Source organism: Rhizobium sp. N122 (genome assembly GCF_002211295.1).
Classification (GTDB): domain Bacteria; phylum Pseudomonadota; class Alphaproteobacteria; order Rhizobiales; family Rhizobiaceae; genus Rhizobium.
In genome coordinates this window covers 26,434-52,257 of the sequence record NZ_LOKU01000026.1, presented here as the reverse complement: position 1 = coordinate 52,257, position 25,824 = coordinate 26,434, and the positions used below count along the sequence as shown (strand labels likewise).

Sequence of the window (25,824 nt, the reverse complement as noted above, 5' to 3'; positions counted from 1 at the left end):
GGCACGGCAGAAGTCATCTTCGCTTGCCGCTCAGATGCTCGCTCCTTTCGTCGCTCACCCCCTCATCGCCTCGCTTTGCTCGGCACTTCTCCCCGCTGGGGAGAAGAGGGAGCAAGTGGCTACTGCCTCGCTCCAGCGCAATGGAACCCCGCTGGAGGCCGCATAAATGCAAACCAACTTCACCCCGACCCAGCTCCTCGACCCGGATGTCGCCGAATCCGAGCAGATCCTGCGCAAATGCGTCCATTGCGGTTTCTGCACCGCCACCTGTCCCACCTATGTGACGCTCGGCAACGAACTCGACAGTCCGCGCGGTCGGATCTACCTGATCAAGGACATGCTGGAAAACGGCCGGCCGGCCGATGCCGAGGTCGTCACCCATATCGACCGCTGTCTCTCCTGCCTGGCCTGCGTCACCACCTGTCCCTCCGGCGTCGACTACATGCATCTGGTCGACCACGCCCGCGCCCATATCGAAAAGACCTACAAGCGCCCCTTCATGAACAGGTTGACGCGCGCCATCCTTGCCGCCGTGCTGCCCTATCCCGGCCGCTTCCGCCTGGCGCTCAATCTCGCCCGTCTCGGCCGGCCCTTCGCCGGGCTGATGCGGGGAGCGGCGCTCAAACCCTTCGCCGCCATGCTGGCGCTTGCGCCGCGCCGCGTGCCCGCAGTGTCCGCCTTGGCAAAACCCGGCAGCTATCTGCCTGAAACCGAACGGCGCGGCCGGGTGGCGATGCTGTCCGGCTGCGCCCAGCCGGTGCTCGATCCCGGCATCAATGCGGCGGCGATCCGGCTGCTGACGCGGCTTGGCGTCGAGGTGGTACTGCCGGAAGGCGAGGTCTGCTGCGGGTCGCTTGTTCATCATATGGGCCGCGCCGAACAGGCGCTCGAAAGCGCGCGGGTCAATGTCGATCTCTGGACACGCGAAATCGACGGGCAGGGGCTCGACGCCATCATCATCACCGCCTCGGGCTGCGGCACGACGATCAAGGACTACGGCCATATGCTGCGCCTCGATCCCGCCTATGCGGCAAAGGCGGCGAGGGTCTCAGGCCTTGCCAAGGATATCACCGAATATCTCGCAACCCTCGAGCTGCCGGCGCACATGCCGAAGAGCATCACCGTCGCCTATCACTCCGCCTGTTCCATGCAGCACGGCCAGCGCATCACCCTCGCGCCGAAGCAATTGCTGAAAGCGGCGGGTTTTACCGTGCGCGATCCGGCCGAAGGCCATCTCTGCTGCGGTTCGGCCGGCACTTACAACATCATGCAGCCGGAGATCTCGGCGGCCTTGAAGGCACGCAAGGTCAAAAACATCGAAGCCACCAAGGCCGATGTCATCGCCACCGGCAATATCGGCTGCATCACCCAGATCGCCACCGCCACCGGCATGCCGATCCTGCATACGGTCGAGCTGCTCGATTGGGCTTATGGCGGCGCTGTGCCGGAAAAATTAAGAGATTTGCCGTTAGGCTGACGTGAAAGGCCTGTCGGGCCTGTCTCGGGAGTTTGGACGATGTGGCGGGGAATGATCGTATTTGCCGGACTGCTCGGTGCGGCGGGCACCGCCCATGCCGACAGCCGTTTTTTCTGTTCTGCCGATGACAAGGAAGCGCGCTTCACGCTCGAGAGCGGCTTCGAAAGCGAAGCCGGCCACAAGCTCAACCATTTCCGCGGCGCGCTTGTCGTCAAGGACCCGGCCCAAGCGACCGTGTTCGGCAAACGTGTTTTCGAATCGCAGCATCTGACCAACCATTGGTCGCGCGATGGCGATCTGCTGCTCGAAGTCTTCGACGGCGGCGAAGATGACACCGGCGGAGCAACGCTGGATCTCGTCGTGGTTGCCGGCGAACGCGGCAAGCCGGCGGCAAATTTCAGCGGCACCTATTCCCTGACGATCGCAGGCGGTGAAAAACCCTTTGCCGTCGAGGGCAAGGTCAGCTGCGGCACCAAATAAGCAATTTCAGGAAAAGTGTGAAGCGGTCTTCCGTCCGGAATTGCGCCACAGCAAAAATAGAGCGGCCCGAAAAGCTGGACCGCTCAATGATTCGATTACCAGTGGAACGAAACGCCGACATTGACGGCATTGGTGAAGATGTTGGTCTTCAGATCCACGCCGCTGTCGATCGGAACGTCGACACGTGAATAGGTGCCCTTGTATTCGACAAAGGTCGACCAGCGGTCGGTCACCTTGAAGTCGACGCCGGCCTGGGCCTGCAGCGTCACGCCGCCGAATTCATAAGCCCAGGTCTTGCCCTCGGGGCGAATCACTTCGACATGCGGAATGTTCACACCGACACCGGCACCGAGATAGGGCGTCCAGCGGCGGGTCGGATCCTGGAAGCGATAGAGCCCGTTCACCGTCAGCAGGTTCAGGCCGTCGGTGAATTCGAAATGCGACCAGCCGGTCTTGGCCAGCGTATCGTCGTCGGCATAGACCTTGTCATGGGTATAATCGAGCGAAATACCCCAGTTCGGCTTGTTGAAATTTTCCAGCCACCAGGTGACGCGGCCGCCGTAGTAGGGCGGGCTGCCGAAGGACTTGCCTTCCCAGCCGGCGGTGAAATGCGTGCCGTCGGAAAGATCGACGCCGCTGTGCGGTGCCGTCTGATAGCCGCCGTAGATGGAGAATTGCAGGTCTTCCGCCGAGGCGGAGGCTGCCGAACAGATGGTGAAAAACGCGATGCCCGCAAGCAGGGAGGCGGAGGAACGCAGCGCATATGTCATTGAATAGCCCCGATATTGCAAATATGTCGACTCCTAGGCACGTCTGCCAGCTTTCCGCCGCAAAGTCCAAGAGAAATAAAAGGCGCTTCTAAAAAGCGCCTTCGTTTTTTAATAGGTGTTGCTCAGCCGCCGAACATGGTGCGCAGCACGTCGATGCCCCTGTCCTCGAAAGCGACCTTGCCCTGCTTGTTGCCGGGGCCGATGACGATCACCTTGGTGCCGACGGGCGCGCGATCGTAAAGATGCGTTACGTCCTCGTTCATCATCCGGATGCAGCCGGAAGACATGTTGAGGCCGATCGTCCAGGGCTGATTGGTGCCGTGGATGCGGAAGATGGTATCGCGGCCGCCCTGATAGAGATACATGGCCCGCGCACCGAGCGGATTGTCCTCGCCGCCTTCCTGGTAAGCCGGGATGATGTGACCCTTGGCGGCTTCGCGGCGACGCATTTCGGCCGGCGGTGTCCATGCCGGCCATTCGGCTTTGCGGCCGATCTTGACGATACCAGACCAGCCGAAGCCGTCGCGGCCGACACCGATGCCGTAGCGGGTGGCGCGGTTGTTGCCTTCGACGAGGTAGAGATATTTGTTGTTGGTATCGATGATCACGGTGCCGGCGGCTTCCGTCGTCACCAGCCGCACCTTCTTGCGCTTGAACTGCGGCTTCACATATTTCGGCATCTGCGCCACACGCACGACTTGCGCCGGACGCTGGGTGTTGTCGGAGCCGGCAGGCGCCGCAAAGGCGGATGTGGACATCAAGGACAGGACAAGTCCGGCCGCGGCCAGACCTGGCATCAATTTGATCATGATCGATTCCCCTCAAGCAAATCCGCCTGAAGCTACATGAACTTCTGCCCGATTCAAGATCGGCCCGGCCGGATAAAGCAATTTCGGGAAAGGAAGCCGCCTGTTCTTGCGGCTTCCAAGATATCGTATGTGCCGTTACATGACGACGACGCGGGTTCCGACGCGAACGCGGTCATAGAGATCGACGACATCTTCGTTGCGCAACCGGATGCAACCGGAGGAGACGGCGCTGCCGATCGACCAGGGCGCGTTGGTGCCGTGGATGCGGTAAAGCGTCGAGCCGAGATACATGGCGCGGGCGCCGAGCGGGTTTTCCGCGCCGCCGTCCATCCGCGCCGGCAGGTAATGGCCCTTGGCGGCTTCGCGGCTGATCATCTCGGAAGGCGGCGTCCAGTCCGGCCATTCCTGCTTGCGGGTGATCTTGTGGGCGCCGGCCCATTCGAAGCCGGGCTTGCCGACCCCGACACCGTAACGCCGCGCCTTGCCGCCATCCATCACCAGATAGAGGAAGCGGTTGTTGGCATCGATGACAATCGTGCCGGGTTTTTCCTGAGTGTCGTAATCGACCATCTGCGGCAGGAATTGCGGCTCGATCGGATGGCGGATCGACGGTATGCCCGGGTTTATCGCCGAGACGGTCTGCGGTGCGACTTGCGGCGCCTGGCGCAGCACCCGGCGCTGGAAAAGCCCGCGCTGCTGCTGTTGGACGACCGGCCGCTGGTAGACGACGGGACGAACCGCGCCGCCGCCGAGCTGGTTGATCCAGGGCGCGGTCAGGTCGGGGCTGAGCACGACGGGCGGGCGGGTGGCGTAGCGGTCGTCTGCAAGGGCGGCCGTGGAGAAAATGCCGAAGACGGCTGCGGCGAGAACAAACTGTTTCATCATCGGACGGACTCTCTACAATGGCCGAAAATGCGCTGGCGGAGGCGTCCGCCCGGGCGGAGATGTTCCGCCCGCGAAAGACGCTGCCATCCAATCCGCCAGCGAATGGTAAAGATCGATTCATGAAAACCCGACCCGTGGGATAAACTTTTCGTCAGGGTTACGGTTCGGTTTGGAAAGACGGTTTGCAAATGGTAAAGCCGGAATCATGACCGGAAAACCAGGCGGAGCGGACGAACCCGGGAATGAAGCGGACATGAGCGAGACAGGCATTATCATCGGCGAGGACGGCAGGAGCCGCTGCCACTGGCACGCCAATCTGCCCGATTATATGAGATATCACGATGAGGAATGGGGCCGCCCTGTCACTGATGACATCCGCCTCTTCGAGAAGATCTGTCTTGAAGGTTTCCAGTCCGGTCTTTCCTGGCTGACCATCCTGCGCAAGCGTGAGAATTTCCGCGCCGCCTTTGCCGGCTTCGATTTCGAAAAGGTCGCGCTTTTCGGCGACGAGGATGTCACTCGCTGCCTTGGCGATGCCGGCATCATCCGCCATCGCGGCAAGATCGTCTCCACCATCAACAATGCCAGGCGCGCTCTGGCGCTGCGCGATCAATTCGGCTCGCTCGCCCATTATTTCTGGCGCTATGAACCCGGCCACAACGACCGGCCAGCGGTGGTCGACCGGGAGCATATCGTCGCCAATCCGACGACGCCGACCTCGGTCATCATTTCGAAGGATCTGAAGAAACGCGGCTGGACCTTTGTCGGCCCGACCACAGTTTATGCTTTCATGCAGGCGATGGGTCTCGTCAACGATCATCTCGAGGGCTGCTTCTGCCGGCCCGAGGTCGAGGAAATGCGCGCCGTGCTGGTGCGACCATGAAAGAAGATGCATCCGTGAGAACATTGATCTCAGCCGCCACCCTTTTCCTCCTGACGGTCCCCGCTCTGGCGCAGACGCCGCAGCTCGATCCGGGCGAGAAGCTGGAGAAGCTGCAGTTCCCGGCCGTCACCATGCAGCTCAAGGGCTGGACGAAGTTCGGCAACAGCCATGTCTACACGCTGCCGGTGCGCGCCGGCCAGCATGTGAAGATCGACTTTGCCACCAAGAGCAAATTCGCCTTCCTGGCGATCTTCGACCTGTCGAAACCGGATGACGAGGCCTTCTTCGGCACCGACGAGGACGGCATGAGATTCGAGACGACGGTCAAGGAAAACACCACCTGGCTGATGCGCCCCTATTATTCCAAGGTGTCGCCGCGCCGCGGCCTCGGCGCTCCCTTCAGCATCCTGATCGAGCCTTTGGCTGCTGCCCCGAAGCAGCAGCCGCCGGCCGAGCCGCAGCAGCCGTCGCTGTTTCCGAAGGCGCCTGTCAAACAGCAATAAGCCCCTGCCAAATAACGGAACGTCCGGCCTATGTCAGCCGGTCGATCAGGTCGCGCAATTCGCCGAGATGGCCGATCTTGCGGAAACGCGGCGCTTCCGTCGGTTCGTCCACATGTTCCAGCACCCAGGTCAGCTCATGCGGCACGAACACGCCGTAGCTGCCGGCGGCGATGGCCGGCACGATGTCCGATTTCAGCGAATTGCCGACCATCATCGCCCGTTCCGGCCCGTCGCCGACCTTGGCGAAGATGCGGCGATAGGTGACGGCCGTCTTGTCGGAGACGATCTCGACGGCATCGAAGAAGTCGCCGAGGCCGGATTGGGCGAGCTTGCGCTCCTGGTCGAACAGATCGCCCTTGGTGATCATGACCAGCAGATATTTGCCGGCAAGCGCCTCCAGCGTGTCGCGCACATGCGGCATGGTCTCGACGGGATGGGAAAGAAGATCGCGGCCGGTATCGAGGATCTTGGCGATCACGCTCGAGGGAATCTTGCCTTCGGTGATCTCGATCGCCGTCTCGATCATCGACAGCGTGAAACCCTTGATGCCGAAGCCGTAATGGCGAAGATTGCGCTTCTCGGCCTCCAGCAGCCGCTCGGAAATCTTGGGCCCTTCGGCAAAATCGGCAAGAAGCCCGGTGAAATGCGCTTCCGTCAGCCGGTAATATTGTTCGTTCTGCCAGAGCGTGTCGTCGGCATCGAAGCCGATGGTGGTCAGTGGTCGCGTCGCCATATGCGTACCTCTTAAAATATGACTGGCAATCTATCGGCCGCCTGTGTCTAGACAAGGGCTGCGTCTAGACAAGGGCTGCGTCGAGACGAGAGCGCTCATCTCCGCTGCGGCAAGGCACGGCGTTGAAAAGCCTCGCTGCCGCACTACATGAAAATCGCCTCACCTTACAGCCAGCCACGGCTGTGCCTGTCGCGCGCAGGCCAATAATCAAAAAATGAAGTTCTTCCGTTCGCAAGCCCCTCTTGCGGCAGACACAAAGGATTTTTTCGACCATGCGTTACAACCAACTCGGAAATACGGGACTTTTCGTCTCCGAAATCTGCCTGGGCACCATGACCTTCGGCGAAGCCAAACAGGGCACCATGTGGGGCGCCATCGCCGATGTCGACCAGAATGCCGCCGACCGGATCGTCGAGCGCTCGCTGGCTTCAGGCGTCAACTTCGTCGACACGGCCGACGTCTATTCATCCGGCGAGTCCGAAAGGCTGCTCGGTCAGGCGCTGAAGAACCTCGGCGTGCCCCGCAAGGACGTCGTCATCGCCACCAAGGTCTATGGCGTCATGGGCGACAAGCCGAACGACCGCGGCGCCTCGCGCGGCCACATCATGGATTCGGTCGAGGCGAGCCTCAAGCGCCTGCAAACCGATCATATCGATCTCTATCAGATCCACGCGACCGATACGGTGACGCCGATCGAGGAGACGCTGCGCGCGCTCGACGATCTCGTCTCCCGCGGCCTCGTGCGTTATATCGGCGTCTCCAACTGGCAGGCCTGGCGCATTTCCAAGGCGCTCGGTCTTTCCGAACGCCGCGGCTTTGCCCGTTTCGAGACGGTGCAGGCCTATTACTCCATCGCCGGCCGCGATCTCGAGCGCGATATCGTGCCGATGATGCAGGAGGAAAAGCTCGGCCTGATGGTCTGGTCGCCGCTCGCCGGGGGTCTCCTGTCCGGCAAATACGGTCCCGGCGCGCCCGGTAACGGCGAGGGCCGCCGCGCCAGTTTCGACTTCCCGCCTGTTGATAAGGACAAGGCCTGGGCCTGCGTCGCCGTCATGCGCGAGATCGCCGAAAAGCATGGCGTCAGCGTCGCCACCGTGGCGCTCGCCTATATCCTCGCCAAGCCATTCGTCACCACCGTCATCATCGGCGCCAAGCATGTCGACCAGCTCGACCAGAATCTTGCCGCCGTCAAGCTGAAGCTCGACGGAGACGACATGGGTAGGCTCGACGAGGTGAGCGCCCTTGCTCCGGAATATCCGGGCTGGATGCTGTCGCGTCAGGGCGCCGGCCGCCGCCCGGCCGATTTCGAGCCGAAAGGCTGAGAACACCGGCGCTGTGCCACTCGGATGACGAAAGTTGCCCCTCACCCTAACCCTCTCCCCGTAGAAACGGGGAGAGGGAACGTGCCCTGCGAAAGATATGCGGGGAACGGAGAGGTTGCGGCAGCCGGATGAGGGGCTGGTCGAGCATGACGTAAAAGAGTCTGGACCGCCGGTCATCTCCGGCGTTCCCCTTTCGCGAGTGATCGACTACTTGCCGTGGGCCTTGAGCCAGGCGTCCATCTCGGCGATCTCGGCTTCCTGCGCCTTGATCACGGCTTCGGCAAGCTTGCGGATTTCCGGATCCTTGCCGTATTGAAGCTCGATCTTTGCCATGTCGATCGCGCCTTGATGATGCGGGATCATGCCGCGGACGAAATCCGCGTCGGCATCGCCGCTATATTCGATCATCATATTCTTGTGCATCTTGTCGTTCGCCTCGGTGAAGGCATGGCTTGCCGCGTCGTGACTGCCCATCGGCTTGCTCATATCCATGGCCTTGTCTTCGGCAAGGGCGGGAGCGGCAATGATGGCGAGCATGACGGTAAGAGTGATGATTTTCAGAGACATGAGAATTCCTTCCTCTGTCTGACAATAGGGTTGCGGCCGGCTAAAGCCGCTCGTTTCTGCGTGAATTAAGCGTAGCGTCAGGACAGTCGGGGAGGGGGAGCCTGCGGAGCGGGCCGATCGTCATCCAGGGCGCGGGCAAGCGCCGGGGTGGGATAGGCGAAAACAGGCTTTGCGCTATCGACGACCATGATGGCCGGCGGCAGCAGCAGACAGGCGCTGCAAAGCGGCATATGCGCGGCGTTGCCGGTAGAGCAGGGGTCTTTCAAGGGATCGGCCTTGCTCGCCGCGTCAGGCATCTGCATGCCGGCCATCTGATGATGCATCCCGGTTTCGGCGGCGGGTGCATTCATCGACGCACAGGTCGGACAGCCTGCCCAAGCAGACATGGCGCTGTAGACCAGCCAACCGAGAACCATGGTGATGAGGGCAAGCGTGCGCATGGTCCCTCATATAGGGGAATGCCGGATGCAAGCCAAGCCGATCGGCGGTCACATCCTGGTCACCAGGTGGCAATCACCTTGTGCTCGATCCGGTAATCCCGGCTCTCCTCGCCGAGCGGCGCCACCGGCCATGTCCAGGCCGCCTTTGACGGCGGCGGCGAAACGCCGTGCAGCAGGTCGGCCTCCTCATGCGTCCGGCCGATGCGGTCGATGACGGCATAGGCGGTGTCGGTCACCAGGCAATGACGGCAGGAGAGACCGGAAAGCCCGGCCAGATGCGCCGCAATCAGCCTTTCCACCGTATCTTCAGGCATTCCGGCGGCCTCGGTGTCGTAGCGCCGTTTCACGCCCCGGCCGATCTGCGACAGGAGATTGGCCGAAACCACGAAATCGAGATAGGGCACGGTGCGCAGGAAGCCGAGCGGTTCGGGCGCTCTGCCGGCGGCAAGATCGTCATAGCCGGAGAGATCGCGCTCGATCAGCCTGATATTGCGATAGCCCTTGGCCGCAAGCCATAGGCGCACCGAGGCGAGATGAACGAGATCGACCAGCACGACGGTGTCGAACTCGTGCGCCAGAGCCTCGGTCGGCACGTCGCGCAGCAGGCCCGAGCCGAGCACGACGGCGGTGCGCTTCTGCCTGAGACCAGACGCCGCCGCGCGGATCGCGTTCCGGCTCATCGTCTCATGTTCGGCCCAATCCCGGGCGCAGCGCCCGGCCCGTGACCAGAGATTGACGGAATAGCGGATGAACTTTCGATGCGGATTGCCGGTCAGCGGCCATGTCGCGGCATAAAGAAGCGTTTCGGTGATCATGAGCATATCCGCATTCTGATAGGCGCCTCTGCTTCAATCGATTCGGCTTGCGGCTTCAAGACCCTTCGCCCTTGCCGCTCCCCGCCCAATCCGCTAGGAAACCGCCACTGTCACAGTCAGCGGAATTCCCGGAAATGAACGACAAGCAGAAGAAACCGCAAAAGCTCAAGGCCCGCCTGCCGCGCGGCTTCGTCGACCGGACGGCCGGCGATATCCGCGCCGTCAACGAGATGACGGCAAAGATCCGGGAAGTCTACGAGCATTATGGTTTCGACCCGCTCGAAACGCCGCAGTTCGAATATACCGATGCGCTCGGCAAGTTCTTGCCCGACAGCGACCGGCCGAACGAGGGCGTGTTCTCGCTGCAGGACGACGACGAGCAATGGATGTCGCTGCGCTACGATCTGACGGCGCCGCTCGCCCGCCATGTCGCCGAGAATTTCAACGAAATCCAACTGCCCTACCGCACCTATCGCGCCGGTTACGTCTTCCGCAACGAGAAGCCAGGCCCCGGCCGCTTCCGCCAGTTTATGCAGTTCGATGCCGATACCGTCGGCGCGCCGGGTGTCCAGGCTGATGCCGAAATGTGCATGATGATGGCCGATACGCTTGAAGCGCTCGGCATCAAGCGCGGCGACTACATCATCCGCGTCAACAACCGCAAGGTCCTGGACGGCGTGCTGGAGGCGATCGGCCTCGGCGGCGACGACAAGGCGGGCCAGCGGCTGAACGTGCTGCGCGCCATCGACAAGCTCGACAAGTTCGGGCCTGAGGGCGTTGCCCTGCTGCTCGGGCCCGGCCGCAAGGATGAGTCCGGCGACTTCACCAAGGGCGCCGGTCTCGACCAGGCGCAGATCGACAAGGTGCTTTTCTTCGTCGGCATCAAGGATTATGCCGAAAGCGCTGCCCAGCTCGCCGAACTCGTTGCCGGAACGTCGAAGGGCGGCGAAGGCGTCGAGGAACTGAACTTCATCGGCGCGCTTGTTGCGAGCGCCGGCTACCAGTCCGATCGTATCAAGATCGATCCCTCCGTCGTGCGCGGCCTCGAATATTATACGGGCCCGGTCTATGAGGCCGAGTTGAGCTTCGACGTCACCAATGAAAAGGGCGAAAAGGTCGTCTTCGGGTCGGTCGGCGGCGGTGGGCGCTATGATGGCCTGGTTTCCCGCTTCATGGGCCAGCCGGTTCCCGCGACGGGTTTTTCGATCGGCGTCTCCCGGTTGATGACGGCGCTGAAGAACCTCGGCAAACTCGGCGCCAGCGAAGTGATCGAGCCGGTGCTGGTGACCGTCATGGATGGCGATGTCGAGGCGATGGGCCGCTATCAGAAGATGACGCAGCAGCTGCGCGCCGCCGGCATCCGCGCCGAGATGTTCCAGGGCAATTGGAAGAAGTTCGGCAACCAGCTGAAATATGCCGACCGCCGCGGCTGCCCCGTCGCCATCATCCAGGGCGGCGACGAGCGCGCCACCGGCGTCGTGCAGATCAAGGATCTGATCGAGGGCAAGCGGCTCTCCGGCGAGATCGAGGACAATGCCAGCTGGCGCGAAGCCCGCGTGGCGCAGGAGACGGTGCCGGAACCCGACTTGGTCGCCAAGGTGAGGGAAATTCTTGCGGCGCAGGCGGAGGATCGGAAGAGGGCGGGTGATGCGCAGTAAACCCCTCCCCAACCCCTCCCCACAAGGGGGAGGGGCTTTACGTGGCGCCGCTGTGCCCAACGCAGCATTCGCTTCATCGGAGGTCCTCTCGATTTGTTTCGACGACCGCCGCGAATTAGTCCCTCCCCCTTGTGGGGAGGGGTTGGGGAGGGGACTTTTCCCGGGAGCGACACCATGCCCCTGATCAATCTCCCCGAATTCTCCACTGAGCTGCTTGCCGAATTCGACGCCCGCAAGGCCGAGCGCATCGATACGCCGGTCATTCAGCCGGCCGAACCCTTCCTCGATATCGCCGGCGAGGATCTGCGCCGCCGCATCTTCATGACGGAGAGCGAGACTGGCGCCAGCCTCTGCCTGCGTCCCGAATTCACCATCCCGGTCTGTCTGCGCCACATCGAGACGGCGACCGGGACGCCGAAGCGTTACGCCTATCTCGGCGAGGTCTTCCGCCAGCGCCGCGACGGCGCCAACGAATTCTACCAGGCCGGCATCGAGGATCTCGGCGATATCAACATACCGAGCGCCGACGCTCGCGCCATCGGCGACGCCACCGGCATTCTCGCCCGCCTGCTGCCGGGCCGGCGCCTGTCGGTGACGCTCGGCGACCAGGCGGTGTTCGAGGCGGTCGTTCAGGCTCTCGGCCTGCCGCTCGGCTGGCAGAAGCGGCTGATCCATGCCTTCGGCAACATGACGCAGCTCGAAGCGCTGCTGGCCGGTCTCGTCAGCCCGCAATTCGTCACCGGGCTGGACGACGATATCGCAAAGCTTGTCGCATCAGGCGACGAGCAGGCGCTGGTCTCCCATATCGAGCAGGAGATGCAGGCGACGGGCTATTCGACCAATGCCAGCCGCTCGCCGCTGGAGATTGCCCGGCGGCTCAAGGAAAAGCTCATCCTTTCCGAGACGCGTCTCGACGATGCCGCCTTCCATGTGCTGGAAGAGTTCCTGTCGCTCGACGTGCCGCTCGTCAATGCGTCGGCGGCGCTCGCCGGTTTTGCCGATGCTGCCGGCCTGAAGCTCGGCAATGCACTCTCCCGTTTCAACGGTCGCGTCGGCGCCCTTGCCGATGCCGGCGTCGATCTGTCGTGCCTGGATTATCGCGCCGCCTTCGGACGGCCGCTGGATTATTATACCGGCCTCGTCTTCGAGGTGACGGCTGAGGGATCGAGCGCGGTTCTGGCCGGCGGCGGCCGCTTCGACAGGCTCTTGACCTTCCTAGGCGCGACCGACCGCATTCCGGCCGTCGGCTTCTCCTTCTGGCTCGACCGCATCGAAACCGAAAGGGCAGCCGCATGACCATCACCATCGCGCTTCCTTCCAAAGGCCGGATGAAGGACGACGCTTCGGCGATCTTCGAGCGGGCCGGCATGCCGATCACGGCCGTCGGCAACGACCGCTCCTATCGCGGCCGCGTCGAAGGCTGGGACGATGTGGAAGTCGCCTTCCTCTCGGCCTCCGAGATTTCCCGCGAACTCGGCAACGGCACCGTCGATTTCGGCGTCACCGGCGAGGATCTGATGCGGGAGGGTTTTGCCGAAGTCGACAAGCGCGTCGAATTCTGCGCCCGCCTCGGCTTCGGCCATGCCGATGTCGTCGTCGCCGTGCCGGAGATCTGGCTGGATGTCGAGACCATGGCCGATCTCGGCGACGTCGCCGCCGATTTTCGCGCCCGTCATTCCAGGCGTCTGGCCATCGCCACCAAATACTGGCGCCTGACCCAGCAGTTCTTTTCGAGCCAGCACGGCATCCAGCTTTATCGCATCGTCGAAAGCCTCGGCGCCACCGAGGGTGCTCCGGCCTCAGGCTCGGCCGATATCATCGTCGACATCACCTCCACCGGCTCGACCCTGCGCGCCAACCACCTGAAGGTGCTCCAGGACGGCGTCATCCTGCATTCGCAGGCCTGCCTCGTGCGCGCCCGCAAGCAGAGCCATGCCGACGAGCCGGTTGTCCAGGCAATCATCGACGCAGTGCGCGCCGCCCTCTGATCCTAGCCGTCAATGCATAAGAGAACCCGCCGTCAATTCAATGACGGCGGGTTCTCTCATGTCTGGGAGGATGTCTGCTGGATCAGGCAGCCGCATAGGCGCCGCGGCGGGCGTCAATCGAATAGGCGCCAGCACCGACGGTGGCGAGCAGGATGTACGCGCCGGCCAGGGTGATGTTCTTCATGACCATGATCTGGTTGAGAATGTTCACGAGTTCCGTGCCGCTTGCGTAGGGCAGGTGGAAGGCAACGCCCGTGAAGACACAGAAGGCGGCGAGCAGCCAACCGGCGATGCGGACCTGGAAGCCGGTGAGAACCGCAAGGCCTGCCAGCAGTTCGAAAAGGCCTGCGACATAGGCCAACAGGGTTGCTGCCGGCAGGCCGGCACCGGCGATCATGCCCGCAGTACCGGCAGGATCGGTGAGCTTCATGAAGCCGGAAAGGATGAACATGAAGGAAAGAAGAATGCGGGCAATCAGGATGATGGCGTTCGACATGGATATTGTCTCCGTTTGAAGGACTCTGGAGATCTTGGTGCCCCGGCACCGGATGGACCTCGGATGCCTCCTATGTCGCTTTTTTCTTCTATTGTGGAAAGATAAACGGAAGCGGACAGTTTGTTCAATAATATGAAACAATGTCCTGCCGTCGTCGCTTGCCTTTCACAAAGCCGGTCTTTTATGGTCGCCACCCAACAAGGAGAATCCGATGGCAGATCTTTCCGCTTTTCCGATCACGACGCGCTGGCCCGCTAAAAATTCCGACATCATCCAGCTCTATTCTCTGCAGACGCCGAACGGGGTGAAGGTTTCGGTCGCTCTCGAAGAGCTCGGGCTCGCCTATGAGCCGCATTATATTTCCTTCGCCGTCAACGAGCAGAAGTCGCCCGAATTCGAATCTCTCAATCCGAACGGCCGCATTCCGGCGATCATTGATCCGAACGGGCCTGATGGCAAACCGATCGGCCTTTTCGAATCCGGCGCCATCCTGCTCTATCTCGCGGAAAAGACTGGCAAGCTCATCCCCGAGAATGCCGGCGGCCGCTACGAATGCATTCAGTGGGTGTTTTTCCAGATGGCCGGCATCGGCCCGATGTTCGGCCAGTTCGGCCATTTCTATAAATTCGCCGCCGACAAGGTCGCCAACAATTCCTATCCGGTGGAGCGCTATCGCGATGAGTCCAAGCGGCTGCTCGGCGTGCTCGAAGGCCGGCTGAAGGGCCGGCAGTGGATCATGGGCGATCAGTATACGATCGCCGACATCACCACCTTCACCTGGGTCCGCGGCGCCGACATCTTCTATGGTGGCCGCGAGGTTCTGGACTATGCGAGTTTCCCCGCCGTTTCGGATTGGCTGCAACGCTGCATCGCCCGCCCGGCCAGCGAGAAGGGGCTCAATATTCCGGTCAAGCCGGAGTAGTTGACGGCCAGAGATCGCCGCCTGCCCCTCATCCGCCTGCCGGCACCTTCTCCCCGCACGCGGGGCGAAGGGATATGCCGCTACCTCTCTGTTAGCCACTTACCTCGCGCAGGGCACGTCCCCTCTCCCCGTAAAACGGGGAGAGGGTTAGGGTGAGGGGCAGACGTTCCCGCCCGCCTCTATTGCCGGTTGGCAATCTGCCTCGCACCTTCGAGCTTGAAGCGCGGAAAGACGAAGACGCCGGCCATGCTGCCGCTGTATTTCTCCTCGAGCCCGTTTGACTCGCCCATGCAGAACAGCGGCTGGCGCAGGCCGTTGGGCATGATGATCGTCGTCGAAAAGCAGAAGGAGGAGCAGTGTGTTGCCGCCTGTTCGAACAGTTCCAGCACGTGACTGCGGTCTCCGGAATCGTAGCATCGTATCAGGTTCAGCAATCCGCATTCCTCTGCGGAGAGGCCGTGCAGCATGGCGCTCCACTTGCCGAGACGAAGCACGCCGCTCGCCAGATCGCCGGTCCAGCTTTCGGAAACGGAAAACTGCGCCAGCATCTCGTGCTGTTGATTATTGTCGTTCATCGAGCCGGGCAGCAACGGCACGGCTGCATTGGCTTTGGCAATCTTAAACACAGGCGTTCCCTCGTTCGCATGCGGCTCCTCCGCCGCACGCTCGGCAAACACTAGAGACAGGCTTATGCAGCAGCGGGCATAATGCCCGCACCCATAGCAGCGATCATTGCCACGGCTATCCGAGCCTCCAAACCGGAGCCCGTCGACACCGACTATTCTGGCATCGCCTTCCCGCGCTCGTCTGACAGCGAAAATGATCGCCGGGCGCGCTCAATTGCAGCGCGGATTTATAGGAACTTTTGCACAAACGGCAACGGCTTTTTAAGGGGTGTTCGGATCGAGATCCTTTTGCCGGAGATGTCGGCAGCCCCGCGCCACTTGGGGAGAATGGAGGCCGGGAGTTCAATTTTAGGCGTTTTCCCCCCGTTTCGCCTCACTTGGCGGGAGATAAATCCCCGCAAGCCGACGATTGCCCGCATGTTGCGTGGAGAGAAAAACAAACAGCGGCGCAAGCCTCGCGAAAGCTTGGCCGGTCGGCGCATACGATGCGCGGCACAAAATAGCGCGCAACGGATCGAATCGTTTCGAGCAAAGCTTGCGGCAAAAAGAAAAGGGCGACCCGAGGGCCGCCCTTCCTGTTCCGGATATCGGAATGTGTGCAGGCTTTCGCCTATCACATCATGTCCATTCCGCCAGTTCAGCGCGCTTGACGCGCTGAACCATTTTAGATGATGGGCGGATTCATGAACGATGCTGTGAAAGGCCTATGGCCTATCACATCATGTCCATTCCGCCCATGCCGCCCATGCCGCCAGGCATGCCGGCAGGGGCATCCTTCTTCGGCAGTTCGGCGATCATGGCTTCGGTGGTGATCAGCAGCGATGCGACAGAAGCGGCGTTCTGCAGCGCGGTACGAACGACCTTGAGCGGGTCGACGATGCCCATGCCGATCATGTCGCCGAATTCAGACGTCTGGGCGTTGTAGCCGAAGTTGTCTTCATTCTTGTCGAGGACCTTGCCGACAACGATCGAGGCTTCGTCGCCTGCGTTTTCAGCGATCTGGCGAACCAGCGACTGGAGGGCGCGGCGAACGATGTTGATGCCGGCTTCCTGGTCGTCGTTTGCACCCTTGACGGTGATCTTCGTGGAGGAGCGCAGCAGAGCGATACCGCCGCCGGGGACGATGCCTTCCTGAACGGCAGCGCGCGTCGCGTTGAGCGCGTCGTCGATGCGGTCCTTCTTTTCCTTCACTTCGACTTCCGTCGAGCCGCCGACGCGGATGACGGCAACGCCGCCGGCGAGCTTGGCAAGACGTTCCTGCAGCTTCTCGCGGTCGTAGTCGGAGGTGGTTTCTTCGATCTGGGCCTTGATCTGGGCAACACGGCCTTCGATGTCGGACTTGGCGCCCGAACCGTCGACGATCGTGGTGTTTTCCTTGGAGATCGAAACCTTCTTCGCACGGCCGAGCATGTCGAGCGTGACGGATTCCAGCTTAATGCCGAGGTCTTCGGAGATCACGGTGCCGCCGGTCAGGATGGCGATGTCTTCGAGCATGGCCTTGCGGCGGTCGCCGAAGCCAGGCGCCTTGACGGCAGCGATCTTCAGGCCGCCGCGCAGCTTGTTGACGACGAGCGTAGCAAGAGCTTCGCCTTCGACGTCTTCAGCGATGATGAGGAGCGGCTTGCCGGTCTGAACGACGGCTTCGAGAACCGGAAGCATCGACTGCAGGTTCGAGAGCTTCTTCTCGTGAAGGAGAATGAAGACGTCTTCGAGGTCGGCGATCATCTTTTCCGGGTTGGTCACGAAGTAGGGGCTGAGGTAGCCGCGGTCGAACTGCATGCCTTCGACGACTTCGAGTTCGGTTTCGGCGGTCTTGGCTTCTTCAACCGTGATGACGCCTTCGTTGCCGACCTTCTGCATGGCTTCGGCAATGTCGAGACCGACCTGCTTGTCGCCGTTTGCCGAGATCGTGCCGACCTGTGCGACTTCTTCGGAGGTGGAGATCTTCTTGGCCTTGGCCTGGAGATCCTTCACGACGTCGGCAACAGCGAGGTCGATACCGCGCTTCAGGTCCATCGGGTTCATGCCGGCTGCAACGGCTTTGTTGCCTTCGCGAACGATCGCCTGGGCAAGAACGGTTGCAGTCGTGGTGCCGTCGCCGGCGATGTCGTTGGTCTTCGAAGCGACTTCGCGGACCATCTGGGCGCCCATGTTTTCGAACTTGTCTTCGAGTTCGATTTCCTTGGCGACGGAAACGCCGTCCTTGGTGATGCGCGGAGCGCCGAAGGACTTGTCGATGATGACGTTACGGCCCTTGGGGCCGAGCGTTACCTTGACTGCATCGGCGAGAATGTCGACGCCACGCAGCATCTTTTCGCGCGCGGTGCGACCAAACTTGATTTCTTTAGATGCCATGATTGAAACTCCTCAATTCGAGTGTCCGGGTTCTGGGACCCGTCGGCTACGTCGGAAAGGCCAGCGGCTGATCAGCCGATGATGCCCATAATGTCGGCTTCCTTCATGATCAGAAGGTCTTCGCCGTCGATCTTGACTTCGGTGCCGGACCACTTGCCGAACAGGATGCGGTCGCCAGCCTTGACGTCGAGTGCGACGACCTTGCCGGACTCGTCACGAGCGCCGGAACCGACGGCGACGATTTCGCCTTCCTGCGGCTTTTCCTTGGCGGTATCGGGAATGATGATGCCACCCTTGGTCTTGGCTTCGGACTCAACGCGGCGAACAACGACGCGGTCGTGAAGGGGGCGGAAGTTGGTGCTTGCCATTGTCTAATCCCTCGATCGAATGACATTCGCGGACCGGAGCGGCCCACATGGATAGATGTTAGCACTCCCTTGCGGTGAGTGCTAGCGACGAGCATTTAGGGATGGCTCCAAGAGGAGTCAATGAGAGCCATCACGAATTTTTGTGCCGGAATTGTGAAGAGGCCGGAGAATTGCAGAGATTGCCGCCGAAATCCGGCCCGTTGCAGAATGGCGAAGAAAATGCCTTGCCATCGCCTTGCGCCTTTGCAATGTCACCGGTGACTGAAGCAAATCGGGAAATCGGAATGGCCAGGCGGATCGAAAACTTCTCGGAGATAACAGGTCATTATGACGTGGTGCTCTGCGATGTCTGGGGTGTCGTTCACAACGGCGTCGATCCGTTTCCGAAGGCCGCCGCTGCCCTTGAAGCGGCCCGCGCCGGCGGCGTCGCCGTCGTCCTCATCACCAATTCGCCGCGCCTTTCCTGGCAGGTGGTCGAGCAACTGCGCCAGATCGGCGTTCCCGACGGCGCTTATGACCGGATCGTCACCTCGGGCGACGTCACCCGTCGGCTGATCGCCGAAGGGCCGAAGACGGTCTTTCTGCTCGGCCCCGAGCGCGACAAGGCGCTTCTCGAAGGCATCGGCGTCGAGCGCCGGCCGGCTGAAGAAGCGCAATCGCTCGTCTGCACCGGCTTTTTCGACGATGAGACCGAGAAGCCGGAAGATTACACCGAGATGCTTCTGGAATTCAAAGCCCGCCAGGTGCCGATGATCTGTGCCAATCCCGACCTTGTCGTCGAGCGCGGCCACCGCATCATTCCCTGCGCCGGCGCCATGGCCGCCTATTACGAGCAGCTGGGCGGCAGCACCCGCATCGCCGGCAAACCGCACCGGCCGATCTATGAGGCGACGCTCTCCGCGGCCCGCGAGCTGCGCGGCGATTTCCCGGTCGAGCGCGTGCTGGCAATCGGCGACGGCATGCCGACCGATGTGCGCGGCGCCTTGAATTACGGCCTCGACCTTCTCTACATCAGCGGCGGTATCCACGCCAAGGAATATACCTTGAACGGCGAGACCGACGAGGCGATCCTCAACGCCTATCTCGATCGGGAAAAAGCCGCGCCGAAGTGGTGGATGCCCCGCCTTGCATGAAGACACGCCTCGCATAAAGAGAAGCCAGCCGATGACCGTCTTCCACCGCAATGAAACCCGGGAACCCTTGCCCGCCCACCTTAAGGGCGGTGTCATCGCCATCGGCAATTTCGACGGCGTGCACCGGGGCCACCAGTCTGTGCTCAGCCGCGCGCTGGAAATCTCCAGGGCGCGCGGCATTCCCGCTCTGGTGCTGACCTTCGAGCCGCATCCGCGCACGGTCTTCCGGCCTGAGGCGCCGGTCTTCCGTCTGACGCCGGCGCCGCTGAAGGCCCGCATCCTGGAAACGCTCGGTTTCAGCGCCGTCATCGAATATCCGTTCGACTACGAGTTCTCGCAGCGCTCGGCCGATGATTTTATCCATTCGATCCTCAAGGATTGGCTCGGCGCCTCCGAGGTCGTCACCGGCTTCGACTTCCATTTCGGCCGCGGCCGCGAGGGCGGTCCGGCCTTCCTGATGAATGCCGGCCAGACCTATGGCTTCGGCGTCACTCTGATCGATGCCTTCCGCGACGAAAACGCCGATGTCGTCTCTTCGAGCCATATCCGCGCGTTGCTGAAAGAAGGCAGCGTCAGCGAAGTCGCCGGCATGCTCGGCTACCGCTATACGGTCGAGGCCGAGGTGATCGACGGCGAAAAGCTCGGCCGGCAGCTCGGTTTTCCCACAGCCAACATGCGCCTGCCGCCGGAGGTGGAACTCGCCGCCGGCATCTACGCCGTCCGCTTCCGCCGCCAGGACGGCACGCTGCACGACGCCGTCGCGAGCTACGGCCGCCGTCCGACGGTGACGGAAAACGGCGCGCCGCTGCTCGAAACCTATCTTTTCGATTTCAGCGGCGATCTCTACGGCCAGCGCTGCGCCGTCTCCTTCTTCGGCTATATCAGACCCGAGCTGAAATTCGACGGCCTCGATCCGCTGGTTGCCCAGATCAAGCGCGACGAGGAGGAGGCGAGGGCGCTGCTATCGGGTGTGACGCCGCTCGGCGAACTCGACCGGAAGCTTTGTTTTTCCTGACGCCGCCGTGAGTGTGGCTGCCGCTATCTCCGGCTCAAGGGAAACTGAGCGGGATCGTTCGTCCACGGATCGAAGACATCAGCGCCGGCGAAACGTGTGTCCCTGACGTTTCGCGTCACCAGATAGAGATTGTGCTCGATGGCCGTAGCGGCGAGCATCGTATCGACCACTGACGGTGCATGTCCGGTCCTCAGTTTCGCGCGTCCCGAAATGACGCCCCAGCGCCTGATGGCCGCATCACTCAACGAGAGAATGCGCTCAGAGAACCTCTCTGCGAGCGCATCGCGTGAAGCGATATAACGATAGCGGTTCTGATCATCCTCGGGCAGGTTCTCGATGCCCTTGTCATATTCCGCCAGAGTGAGGATGCTGATGAACATCCGCTCCTCGTCTTGAGCCGCAGCCCAGGATTTGACGGAGGGAGCGCCGTTCGGATTGATCAGCGCCGATATGACGTTCGTATCCAGCAGCCAGCCGATCACAACTCGGCATCCCGTCCGTAATCGGCCTCCCGCTCGAGATCGAGATCCTTGAGATCGAGGCTCTCCATGAAAGCGACGAAAGGCATCTTCGGTTCGGCCTTGGTCAGCCGGTCGAGCTCTTCGACGCTGATGACGACGACGCTGTCGCGGCCGCGAACCGTCACCCGTTGCGGTCCTTCGCTGTGTGCCCGGCGAACCACCTCGCTGAAACGTGCTTTCGCCTCTTCGAGCTTCCAGCTTTGTTTCGTGATTTTTTTCATGCGTCTCCGCCTGCTAGTCAGATAGTCAGATCATAGCGCAGGCTGCGAGGATTTTCCAGCCTCTCCACTTTCTTGACAGATGAATCTGCGGCAATTCCAGCTAGCGGTGCCGATTGCGGCTCCGCGAATTCTGCTCTTCCTTTTCCGGGCAAAAACGCCTATGAACCGGCCCTATGACGAAATTTCGGCTGGCGATGACGATGCGAATTATCGGCCCGGCCTTCCGCGCGCGCTAAGCGGCCGGGAGGTCCGGGTTTTTGGCGCTTGGATATGAGCGCTTCCGTCACCAGCTTTTTCACGCCGTTGCGCCCCTTCCTGGGCCGCCAGAAACGATTGTCCCGATATGACCGACACAGCCGAAAAGATCGACTATTCGAAGACCCTCTATTTGCCCGAAACCGATTTCCCGATGCGCGCCGGCCTGCCGCAGAAGGAGCCGGAGCTGGTCAAGCGCTGGCAGGAGATGGGCCTCTACAAGAAACTGCGCGCGTCTGCCGCCGGCCGCGAAAAATTCGTGCTGCACGACGGCCCGCCCTATGCCAACGGCAACATCCATATCGGCCACGCGCTGAACAAAATCCTCAAGGACGTCATCAACCGCTCGTTCCAAATGCGTGGTTACGACGCCAATTACGTGCCCGGCTGGGATTGCCACGGCCTGCCGATCGAATGGAAGATCGAAGAGAAGTATCGCGAGAAGGGCAGGAACAAGGACGAGGTCCCGGTCAACGAATTCCGCCGGGAATGCCGTGAATTCGCCACCGGCTGGATCAAGACCCAGGCGGAAGAGTTCAAGCGTCTCGGCATCGAGGGCGACTTCGACAATCCCTATACAACGATGAACTTCCACGCGGAATCGCGCATCGCCGGCGAACTTTTGAAGATCGCCGCAAGCGGCCAGCTTTATCGCGGCTCCAAGCCGATCATGTGGTCGGTAGTCGAGCGCACGGCGCTGGCCGAGGCCGAGGTCGAGTATCATGATTATGAGAGCGACACGATCTGGGTGAAATTCCCAGTCGTCGAGGTTGTTGAATATCAGCACCCCGACGGACGCATGTACCATGACGTTTCGCTTGAAGAGGCGAAGGCTGTCGATGTGTCGGCCGTCTCCTATCGTGAACAGTCAATGAGGAACCGTGATCTTCTTGGTGCGTCAGTCGTCATCTGGACGACCACGCCTTGGACGATCCCCGGCAATCGGGCGATCGCCTATTCGCCCAAGGTAGCCTATGGCCTTTATGAGGTTACGGCAGTGCAGAATGATTTCGGTCCACGTGCCGGCGAGAAACTCATCCTCGCCGATGCCTTGGCTGCGGATGCTTTTGCAAAAGCAAAATTGGAGTTCAGACGTCTGCGTGACGTTACGCAGTCCGATTTTGCCGAGATTTACCGCGTGGAACATCCGTTGAAAGGGTTGGGTGACGGCTACAACTTTGCCGTCCCGCTATTGGTCGGCGACCATGTCACCGACGATGCCGGTACGGGCTTCGTGCACACGGCGCCCAGCCACGGGCGCGAGGACTTCGATGTCTGGATGGCGCATAGCCGTGAGATCGAGGCCTGCGGCATCGAAACGAAAATCCCGTTCCCGGTCGACGACGGCGGCTTCTACACATCGGACGCCCCCGGCTTCGAGGGCGCCCGCGTCATCGACGACAACGGCAAGAAGGGCGATGCCAACGACCGCGTCATCAAGGCGCTGATCGAGCGCAACGCGCTCTTTGCCCGCGGCCGGCTGAAGCATCAATATCCGCATTCCTGGCGCTCGAAGAAGCCGGTGATCTTCCGCAACACGCCGCAATGGTTCGTCTATATGGACAAGACCCTTGCCGACGGCACGACGTTGCGTTCGCGCGCGCTCGGCGCGATCGACGACACTCGCTTCGTGCCGGCCGCCGGCCAGAACCGCTTGCGTGCCATGATCGAGGGCCGCCCGGACTGGGTTCTTTCCCGTCAAAGGGCATGGGGCGTGCCGATCGCGGTCTTTGCAGATGAACAGGGTGAGGTCCTGGTCGACGAAGCCGTCAACGCCCGCATCCTCGAAGCCTTCGAACAGGAGGGCGCCGACGCCTGGTTCGCCGATGGCGCCAAGGAGCGTTTCCTCGGCAACGACCATGACCATTCCCGATGGAAGCAGGTCATGGATATCCTCGACGTGTGGTTCGATTCCGGCTCGACGCATACCTTCACGCTCGAAGACCGCCCGGACTTGAAGTGGCCGGCCGACGTCTATCTCGAAGGCTCGGACCAGCATCGCGGCTGGTTCCATTCCTCACTCTTGGAATCGGCCGCCACCCGCGGCCGCGCGCCTTACAACGCCGTCCTCACCCATGGTTTCACCATGGACGAGAAGGGCGAGAAGATGTCGAAGTCGAAGGGTAATGTCACCGCGCCGCAGGAAGTGATGAAGGATGCCGGCGCCGACATCCTGCGTCTCTGGGTGATGACCTCCGATTATGCCGACGACCTGCGCGTCGGCAAGACGATCATCCAGACCAATGTCGACGCCTATCGCAAGCTGCGCAACACCATCCGCTGGATGCTCGGCACGCTCGCCCACGACAAGGGCGAGGAGATCGCCTTTGCCGATCTGCCGGAGCTGGAGCAGCTGATGCTGCACCGGCTTGCCGAACTCGACGAGCTGGTGCGCGAGAACTACGATGCCTTCGACTTCAAGAAGATCGCCCGCGCGCTGATCGATTTCGCCAATGTCGAGCTTTCGGCCTTCTATTTCGATGTCCGCAAGGACGCGCTCTATTGCGACGCGCCGTCGAGCCTGCGCCGGCGCGCCAGCCTGCACGTCATCCGCCAGATCTTCGACTGCATGGTGACCTGGCTTGCGCCGATGCTGCCCTTCACCACCGAGGAAGCCTGGCTGTCGCGCAACCCCGCCGCCGTGTCCGTGCATCTGGAGCAGTTTGCCCCGGTTGAAAAGGCATGGCGCAACGATGCCCTGGCCGAGAAGTGGAAGAAGATCCGCACGGTCCGCTCGGTCGTCACCGGCGCCCTGGAAATCGAGCGCAAGGATAAGCGTATCGGCTCCTCGCTGGAAGCAGCACCGGTCGTCCACATCGCCGATCCGGAACTGATCAAGGCACTGGAAGGCCAGGACTTCACTGAAGTCTGCATCACTTCGGCCATCGAGATTGCGGCCGGCGAAGGCCCGGCGGAGGCTTTCCGCCTTGCCGAGGTGCCTCAGGTCAGCGTCGTGCCGAAGCTGGCAGAGGGCGAAAAATGCGCCCGCTCCTGGCGCATCACGCGGGATGTCGGTTCCGATCCCGACTATCCCGAGGTCTCGGCCCGTGACGCTGCCGCCCTTCGCGAGCTGGCGCTGCTCAAGTGAAGAATATTACCGGGTGAATTGCGTTTTCGCGGTTCATCCGGTAAAAGCTGCCTGAAAATGGCCGGATTTTTGCGTCAGGGGGACGGTTGTCCGGTTGGGCAACGATTGCACCGGTGGCTGGAAGGGTTTTCATGTTCGCAACGCATTGGTTCCGTATGGGCGCCTGCCTGTCTGTTGTCATGGCGGGATGCTCTCTGGTGTCCAGCTGCGCCAGCAGCCCGACCTACGGCACCGACAAGACCGCCATGGAGCAATTGACCGACGATCTCGGCCAGTCCGTGTCGCTGACCGGACCGGACCCGAAGAACAAGGGCGTCAAGTACACGCCGCGCCCGACGCTGGTGCTGCCGGCCGAGGCGCAGAGGGAAACCCTCGTCGCGCCGCAGCCGACGGTCGCCAACAAGGACAATCCGCAATGGATTGAATCGCCCGAGGAAACCCGCGCCCGTCTGGTTTCCGAGGCCGACGCCAATTCCGACAATCCGAACTACCGCTCGCCGCTTGCAAGCTCTGCCATCGAAGGCGGCCGGCGCACGACGGAAGCCCAGACCAAGGCCTATCGCGAAGCCCGCGCCCTGCAGAAGGGTTCCTACGTCGATCAGCGCCGCTATATTTCCGACCCGCCGCCCGGCTACCGCACCGTCGACGACCCGGCAAAGCTCGACGATGTCGGCGAGCCCGAGCTGAAGAAGCAGAAGAAGCGCAAGAAGGACGCGGCGATCGCCAACAGCGGCAAGCAGTGGTGGAACTTCCTGCAATAGCGGCTTGTCTAGGCGCTTAGGCGCCGCCCCAGGAGACCGGCGAGGCCAGCCCCTCATCCGCCTGCCGGCACCTTCTCCCCGCTCGCGGGGCGAAGGGGATATGCCGCAACGTTTTCCTCCCTCGCCAACGTCTTGCAGGCCACGTCCCCTCGCCCCGTTTACGGGGGGCGAAGGACGGGTCGAGACCCGTGGCTCGACCCCGGTCGGGTTAGGGTGCGGGGCAGCCATCGGCACAAACCGGCGGCAGTGGTGTGCGGCTCAGGCTTACGGCACTTCTCTCTTCTGCGAAAAGAACGTCCGCAGGATCTCCGCCGCTTGCACCTCGTTGAAGCCGGAATAGACCTCCGGGACGTGGTGGCAGGTGGGCTGCGCGTAAAACCGCACGCCATTGTCGACGCCGCCGCCCTTCGGGTCCTCGGCGCCGTAATAGAGCCTGCGGATGCGCGCAAACGAGATGGCTGCCGCGCACATGGTGCAAGGCTCGAGCGTCACATAGAGATCGGCGCCGACAAGGCGTTCCTGTCCGAGCGCGTCGCAGGCCAGCCGGATTGCGGCGATTTCGGCATGCGCGGTCACGTCATTGAGCTCGCGCGTGCGGTTTCCCGAGCGTGAAACGGCAATATCGTCGATGACGACGACGGCGCCGACCGGCACTTCGCCGCGTTCTCCGGCGGCGCGCGCCTCTTCGAGCGCCATCTCCATGAAACGATTTGTCTTCACGATCGCACGAATT

At 61.9% G+C, this 25,824-nt stretch carries 27 protein-coding genes; 13 read left to right on the top strand and 14 right to left on the bottom strand.

What is annotated here, in order from left to right:
• The first annotated feature begins 166 nt into the window (after positions 1-166).
• A complete protein-coding gene (glcF, locus tag ATY75_RS19705; RefSeq protein ID WP_088938838.1) occupies positions 167-1,477 on the top strand; it encodes a glycolate oxidase subunit GlcF in 1,311 nt (436 codons plus the stop codon).
• A gap of 39 nt (positions 1,478-1,516) precedes the next feature.
• Entirely contained in the window at positions 1,517-1,957 is a 441-nt protein-coding gene (locus ATY75_RS19700; RefSeq protein WP_088938837.1) for a hypothetical protein, read from the top strand.
• A 95-nt stretch (positions 1,958-2,052) separates the two neighbouring features.
• On the opposite strand, the gene ATY75_RS19695 is transcribed toward ATY75_RS19700, so the two are convergent.
• From ATY75_RS19695 to ATY75_RS19685, 3 genes are all read right to left on the bottom strand, one after another.
• Positions 2,053-2,727: an outer membrane beta-barrel protein gene (locus ATY75_RS19695; RefSeq protein ID WP_088938836.1), complete on the bottom strand. Its 675-nt coding sequence runs from the start codon at positions 2,725-2,727 to the stop codon at positions 2,053-2,055.
• Positions 2,728-2,849: 122 nt separating this feature from the next.
• Positions 2,850-3,536 carry a L,D-transpeptidase gene (locus ATY75_RS19690; RefSeq protein WP_064836904.1) on the bottom strand — a complete coding sequence of 229 codons (687 nt, stop codon included), beginning with the start codon at positions 3,534-3,536 and terminating at the stop codon, positions 2,850-2,852.
• Between the two features lie 135 nt (positions 3,537-3,671).
• On the bottom strand, positions 3,672-4,421 hold the full coding sequence (locus tag ATY75_RS19685; protein WP_088938835.1) for a L,D-transpeptidase: 750 nt from the start codon (positions 4,419-4,421) through the stop codon (positions 3,672-3,674).
• A 253-nt stretch (positions 4,422-4,674) separates the two neighbouring features.
• Between ATY75_RS19685 and ATY75_RS19680 the strand changes: the two genes are divergently transcribed.
• Both ATY75_RS19680 and ATY75_RS19675 read left to right on the top strand, forming a co-directional pair.
• On the top strand, positions 4,675-5,304 hold the full coding sequence (locus tag ATY75_RS19680) for a DNA-3-methyladenine glycosylase I (protein WP_088938852.1): 630 nt from the start codon (positions 4,675-4,677) through the stop codon (positions 5,302-5,304).
• Complete coding sequence (locus ATY75_RS19675) at positions 5,301-5,807, top strand: hypothetical protein (RefSeq protein ID WP_088938834.1); 507 nt, start codon at positions 5,301-5,303, stop codon at positions 5,805-5,807. The genes ATY75_RS19680 and ATY75_RS19675 overlap by 4 nt, the downstream gene beginning before the upstream one ends.
• Positions 5,808-5,835: 28 nt before the next feature.
• Here the strand turns inward: ATY75_RS19675 and ATY75_RS19670 are convergent, their stop codons facing one another.
• On the bottom strand, positions 5,836-6,540 hold the full coding sequence (locus tag ATY75_RS19670; RefSeq protein ID WP_088938833.1) for an HAD family hydrolase: 705 nt from the start codon (positions 6,538-6,540) through the stop codon (positions 5,836-5,838).
• A gap of 272 nt (positions 6,541-6,812) precedes the next feature.
• On the opposite strand from ATY75_RS19670, the gene ATY75_RS19665 reads away from it, so the two are divergent.
• Complete coding sequence (locus ATY75_RS19665) at positions 6,813-7,862, top strand: aldo/keto reductase (protein ID WP_088938832.1); 1,050 nt, start codon at positions 6,813-6,815, stop codon at positions 7,860-7,862.
• Between the two features lie 207 nt (positions 7,863-8,069).
• On the opposite strand, the gene ATY75_RS19660 is transcribed toward ATY75_RS19665, so the two are convergent.
• The 3 genes from ATY75_RS19660 to ATY75_RS19650 all read right to left on the bottom strand — a co-directional run bounded on the left by ATY75_RS19660 (position 8,070) and on the right by ATY75_RS19650 (position 9,684).
• Complete coding sequence (locus tag ATY75_RS19660) at positions 8,070-8,429, bottom strand: DUF305 domain-containing protein (RefSeq protein WP_088938831.1); 360 nt, start codon at positions 8,427-8,429, stop codon at positions 8,070-8,072.
• A gap of 77 nt (positions 8,430-8,506) precedes the next feature.
• Positions 8,507-8,869 (bottom strand): hypothetical protein, encoded by a 363-nt coding sequence (locus ATY75_RS19655; RefSeq protein WP_088938830.1) that lies wholly within the window; start codon positions 8,867-8,869, stop codon positions 8,507-8,509.
• A gap of 59 nt (positions 8,870-8,928) precedes the next feature.
• Positions 8,929-9,684: a hypothetical protein gene (locus ATY75_RS19650; RefSeq protein WP_088938851.1), complete on the bottom strand. Its 756-nt coding sequence runs from the start codon at positions 9,682-9,684 to the stop codon at positions 8,929-8,931.
• A gap of 134 nt (positions 9,685-9,818) precedes the next feature.
• On the opposite strand from ATY75_RS19650, the gene hisS reads away from it, so the two are divergent.
• The 3 genes from hisS (at position 9,819) to hisG (ending at position 13,330) form a co-directional block, all read left to right on the top strand.
• Positions 9,819-11,342: a histidine--tRNA ligase gene (gene hisS / locus ATY75_RS19645; protein WP_088938829.1), complete on the top strand. Its 1,524-nt coding sequence runs from the start codon at positions 9,819-9,821 to the stop codon at positions 11,340-11,342.
• A gap of 174 nt (positions 11,343-11,516) precedes the next feature.
• Complete coding sequence (locus ATY75_RS19640; RefSeq protein ID WP_088938828.1) at positions 11,517-12,638, top strand: ATP phosphoribosyltransferase regulatory subunit; 1,122 nt, start codon at positions 11,517-11,519, stop codon at positions 12,636-12,638.
• Positions 12,635-13,330 carry an ATP phosphoribosyltransferase gene (gene hisG, locus ATY75_RS19635; protein ID WP_088938827.1) on the top strand — a complete coding sequence of 232 codons (696 nt, stop codon included), beginning with the start codon at positions 12,635-12,637 and terminating at the stop codon, positions 13,328-13,330. Before ATY75_RS19640 ends, hisG begins: the two co-directional genes overlap by 4 nt.
• Before the next feature lie 82 nt (positions 13,331-13,412).
• Here the strand turns inward: hisG and ATY75_RS19630 are convergent, their stop codons facing one another.
• The gene (locus tag ATY75_RS19630) at positions 13,413-13,826 is read right to left on the bottom strand and encodes a DoxX family protein (RefSeq protein WP_003588305.1); all 414 of its coding nucleotides are present in this window, start codon (positions 13,824-13,826) and stop codon (positions 13,413-13,415) included.
• Positions 13,827-14,037: 211 nt separating this feature from the next.
• Between ATY75_RS19630 and ATY75_RS19625 the strand changes: the two genes are divergently transcribed.
• Positions 14,038-14,748 (top strand): glutathione binding-like protein, encoded by a 711-nt coding sequence (locus tag ATY75_RS19625; protein WP_088938826.1) that lies wholly within the window; start codon positions 14,038-14,040, stop codon positions 14,746-14,748.
• 179 nt (positions 14,749-14,927) lie between these two features.
• On the opposite strand, the gene ATY75_RS19620 is transcribed toward ATY75_RS19625, so the two are convergent.
• The 3 genes from ATY75_RS19620 to groES all read right to left on the bottom strand — a co-directional run bounded on the left by ATY75_RS19620 (position 14,928) and on the right by groES (position 18,097).
• Positions 14,928-15,374, bottom strand: a complete 447-nt coding sequence (locus ATY75_RS19620; protein WP_088938850.1) for a hypothetical protein — start codon at positions 15,372-15,374, stop codon at positions 14,928-14,930.
• Between the two features lie 714 nt (positions 15,375-16,088).
• Positions 16,089-17,729 carry a chaperonin GroEL gene (gene groL / locus ATY75_RS19615; protein WP_065092133.1) on the bottom strand — a complete coding sequence of 547 codons (1,641 nt, stop codon included), beginning with the start codon at positions 17,727-17,729 and terminating at the stop codon, positions 16,089-16,091.
• 71 nt (positions 17,730-17,800) lie between these two features.
• A complete protein-coding gene (gene groES, locus ATY75_RS19610) occupies positions 17,801-18,097 on the bottom strand; it encodes a co-chaperone GroES (protein WP_003545797.1) in 297 nt (98 codons plus the stop codon).
• Between the two features lie 284 nt (positions 18,098-18,381).
• Here groES and ATY75_RS19605 point away from each other — a divergent pair, with 284 nt between their 5' ends.
• On the top strand, positions 18,382-19,230 hold the full coding sequence (locus ATY75_RS19605; RefSeq protein WP_088938825.1) for a TIGR01459 family HAD-type hydrolase: 849 nt from the start codon (positions 18,382-18,384) through the stop codon (positions 19,228-19,230).
• 31 nt (positions 19,231-19,261) lie between these two features.
• On the top strand, positions 19,262-20,245 hold the full coding sequence (locus tag ATY75_RS19600; protein WP_088938824.1) for a bifunctional riboflavin kinase/FAD synthetase: 984 nt from the start codon (positions 19,262-19,264) through the stop codon (positions 20,243-20,245).
• 23 nt (positions 20,246-20,268) lie between these two features.
• Here the strand turns inward: ATY75_RS19600 and ATY75_RS19595 are convergent, their stop codons facing one another.
• Together ATY75_RS19595 and ATY75_RS19590 are read right to left on the bottom strand one after the other, a co-directional pair.
• Complete coding sequence (locus tag ATY75_RS19595) at positions 20,269-20,727, bottom strand: type II toxin-antitoxin system VapC family toxin (protein ID WP_088938823.1); 459 nt, start codon at positions 20,725-20,727, stop codon at positions 20,269-20,271.
• Positions 20,724-20,987, bottom strand: coding sequence for a type II toxin-antitoxin system Phd/YefM family antitoxin (locus ATY75_RS19590; protein WP_088938822.1), 264 nt, complete (start codon positions 20,985-20,987; stop codon positions 20,724-20,726). The genes ATY75_RS19595 and ATY75_RS19590 overlap by 4 nt, the downstream gene beginning before the upstream one ends.
• 343 nt (positions 20,988-21,330) lie before the next feature.
• Here ATY75_RS19590 and ileS point away from each other — a divergent pair, with 343 nt between their 5' ends.
• The gene (ileS, locus tag ATY75_RS19580; RefSeq protein ID WP_088938820.1) at positions 21,331-24,330 is read left to right on the top strand and encodes an isoleucine--tRNA ligase; all 3,000 of its coding nucleotides are present in this window, start codon (positions 21,331-21,333) and stop codon (positions 24,328-24,330) included.
• Between the two features lie 131 nt (positions 24,331-24,461).
• Positions 24,462-25,091 (top strand): hypothetical protein, encoded by a 630-nt coding sequence (locus ATY75_RS19575; RefSeq protein ID WP_088938819.1) that lies wholly within the window; start codon positions 24,462-24,464, stop codon positions 25,089-25,091.
• A 264-nt stretch (positions 25,092-25,355) separates the two neighbouring features.
• Here the strand turns inward: ATY75_RS19575 and ATY75_RS19570 are convergent, their stop codons facing one another.
• A complete protein-coding gene (locus ATY75_RS19570) occupies positions 25,356-25,793 on the bottom strand; it encodes a nucleoside deaminase (protein ID WP_088938818.1) in 438 nt (145 codons plus the stop codon).
• Between the last annotated feature and the right edge of the window lie 31 nt (positions 25,794-25,824).

Bases quoted from the DNA above. Each gene is read 5' to 3' on its own strand.
- glcF (WP_088938838.1), top strand. From the start codon at position 167: ATGCAAACCAACTTCACCCCGACCCAGCTCCTCGACCCGGATGTCGCC.
- ATY75_RS19700 (WP_088938837.1), top strand. From the start codon at position 1,517: ATGTGGCGGGGAATGATCGTATTTGCCGGACTGCTCGGTGCGGCGGGC.
- ATY75_RS19695 (WP_088938836.1), bottom strand. From the start codon at position 2,727: ATGACATATGCGCTGCGTTCCTCCGCCTCCCTGCTTGCGGGCATCGCG.
- ATY75_RS19690 (WP_064836904.1), bottom strand. From the start codon at position 3,536: ATGATCAAATTGATGCCAGGTCTGGCCGCGGCCGGACTTGTCCTGTCC.
- ATY75_RS19685 (WP_088938835.1), bottom strand. From the start codon at position 4,421: ATGATGAAACAGTTTGTTCTCGCCGCAGCCGTCTTCGGCATTTTCTCC.
- ATY75_RS19680 (WP_088938852.1), top strand. From the start codon at position 4,675: ATGAGCGAGACAGGCATTATCATCGGCGAGGACGGCAGGAGCCGCTGC.
- ATY75_RS19675 (WP_088938834.1), top strand. From the start codon at position 5,301: ATGAAAGAAGATGCATCCGTGAGAACATTGATCTCAGCCGCCACCCTT.
- ATY75_RS19670 (WP_088938833.1), bottom strand. From the start codon at position 6,540: ATGGCGACGCGACCACTGACCACCATCGGCTTCGATGCCGACGACACG.
- ATY75_RS19665 (WP_088938832.1), top strand. From the start codon at position 6,813: ATGCGTTACAACCAACTCGGAAATACGGGACTTTTCGTCTCCGAAATC.
- ATY75_RS19660 (WP_088938831.1), bottom strand. From the start codon at position 8,429: ATGTCTCTGAAAATCATCACTCTTACCGTCATGCTCGCCATCATTGCC.
- ATY75_RS19655 (WP_088938830.1), bottom strand. From the start codon at position 8,869: ATGCGCACGCTTGCCCTCATCACCATGGTTCTCGGTTGGCTGGTCTAC.
- ATY75_RS19650 (WP_088938851.1), bottom strand. From the start codon at position 9,684: ATGATCACCGAAACGCTTCTTTATGCCGCGACATGGCCGCTGACCGGC.
- hisS (WP_088938829.1), top strand. From the start codon at position 9,819: ATGAACGACAAGCAGAAGAAACCGCAAAAGCTCAAGGCCCGCCTGCCG.
- ATY75_RS19640 (WP_088938828.1), top strand. From the start codon at position 11,517: ATGCCCCTGATCAATCTCCCCGAATTCTCCACTGAGCTGCTTGCCGAA.
- hisG (WP_088938827.1), top strand. From the start codon at position 12,635: ATGACCATCACCATCGCGCTTCCTTCCAAAGGCCGGATGAAGGACGAC.
- ATY75_RS19630 (WP_003588305.1), bottom strand. From the start codon at position 13,826: ATGTCGAACGCCATCATCCTGATTGCCCGCATTCTTCTTTCCTTCATG.
- ATY75_RS19625 (WP_088938826.1), top strand. From the start codon at position 14,038: ATGGCAGATCTTTCCGCTTTTCCGATCACGACGCGCTGGCCCGCTAAA.
- groL (WP_065092133.1), bottom strand. From the start codon at position 17,729: ATGGCATCTAAAGAAATCAAGTTTGGTCGCACCGCGCGCGAAAAGATG.
- groES (WP_003545797.1), bottom strand. From the start codon at position 18,097: ATGGCAAGCACCAACTTCCGCCCCCTTCACGACCGCGTCGTTGTTCGC.
- ATY75_RS19605 (WP_088938825.1), top strand. From the start codon at position 18,382: ATGGCCAGGCGGATCGAAAACTTCTCGGAGATAACAGGTCATTATGAC.
- ATY75_RS19600 (WP_088938824.1), top strand. From the start codon at position 19,262: ATGACCGTCTTCCACCGCAATGAAACCCGGGAACCCTTGCCCGCCCAC.
- ATY75_RS19590 (WP_088938822.1), bottom strand. From the start codon at position 20,987: ATGAAAAAAATCACGAAACAAAGCTGGAAGCTCGAAGAGGCGAAAGCA.
- ileS (WP_088938820.1), top strand. From the start codon at position 21,331: ATGACCGACACAGCCGAAAAGATCGACTATTCGAAGACCCTCTATTTG.
- ATY75_RS19575 (WP_088938819.1), top strand. From the start codon at position 24,462: ATGTTCGCAACGCATTGGTTCCGTATGGGCGCCTGCCTGTCTGTTGTC.
- ATY75_RS19570 (WP_088938818.1), bottom strand. From the start codon at position 25,793: ATGGAGATGGCGCTCGAAGAGGCGCGCGCCGCCGGAGAACGCGGCGAA.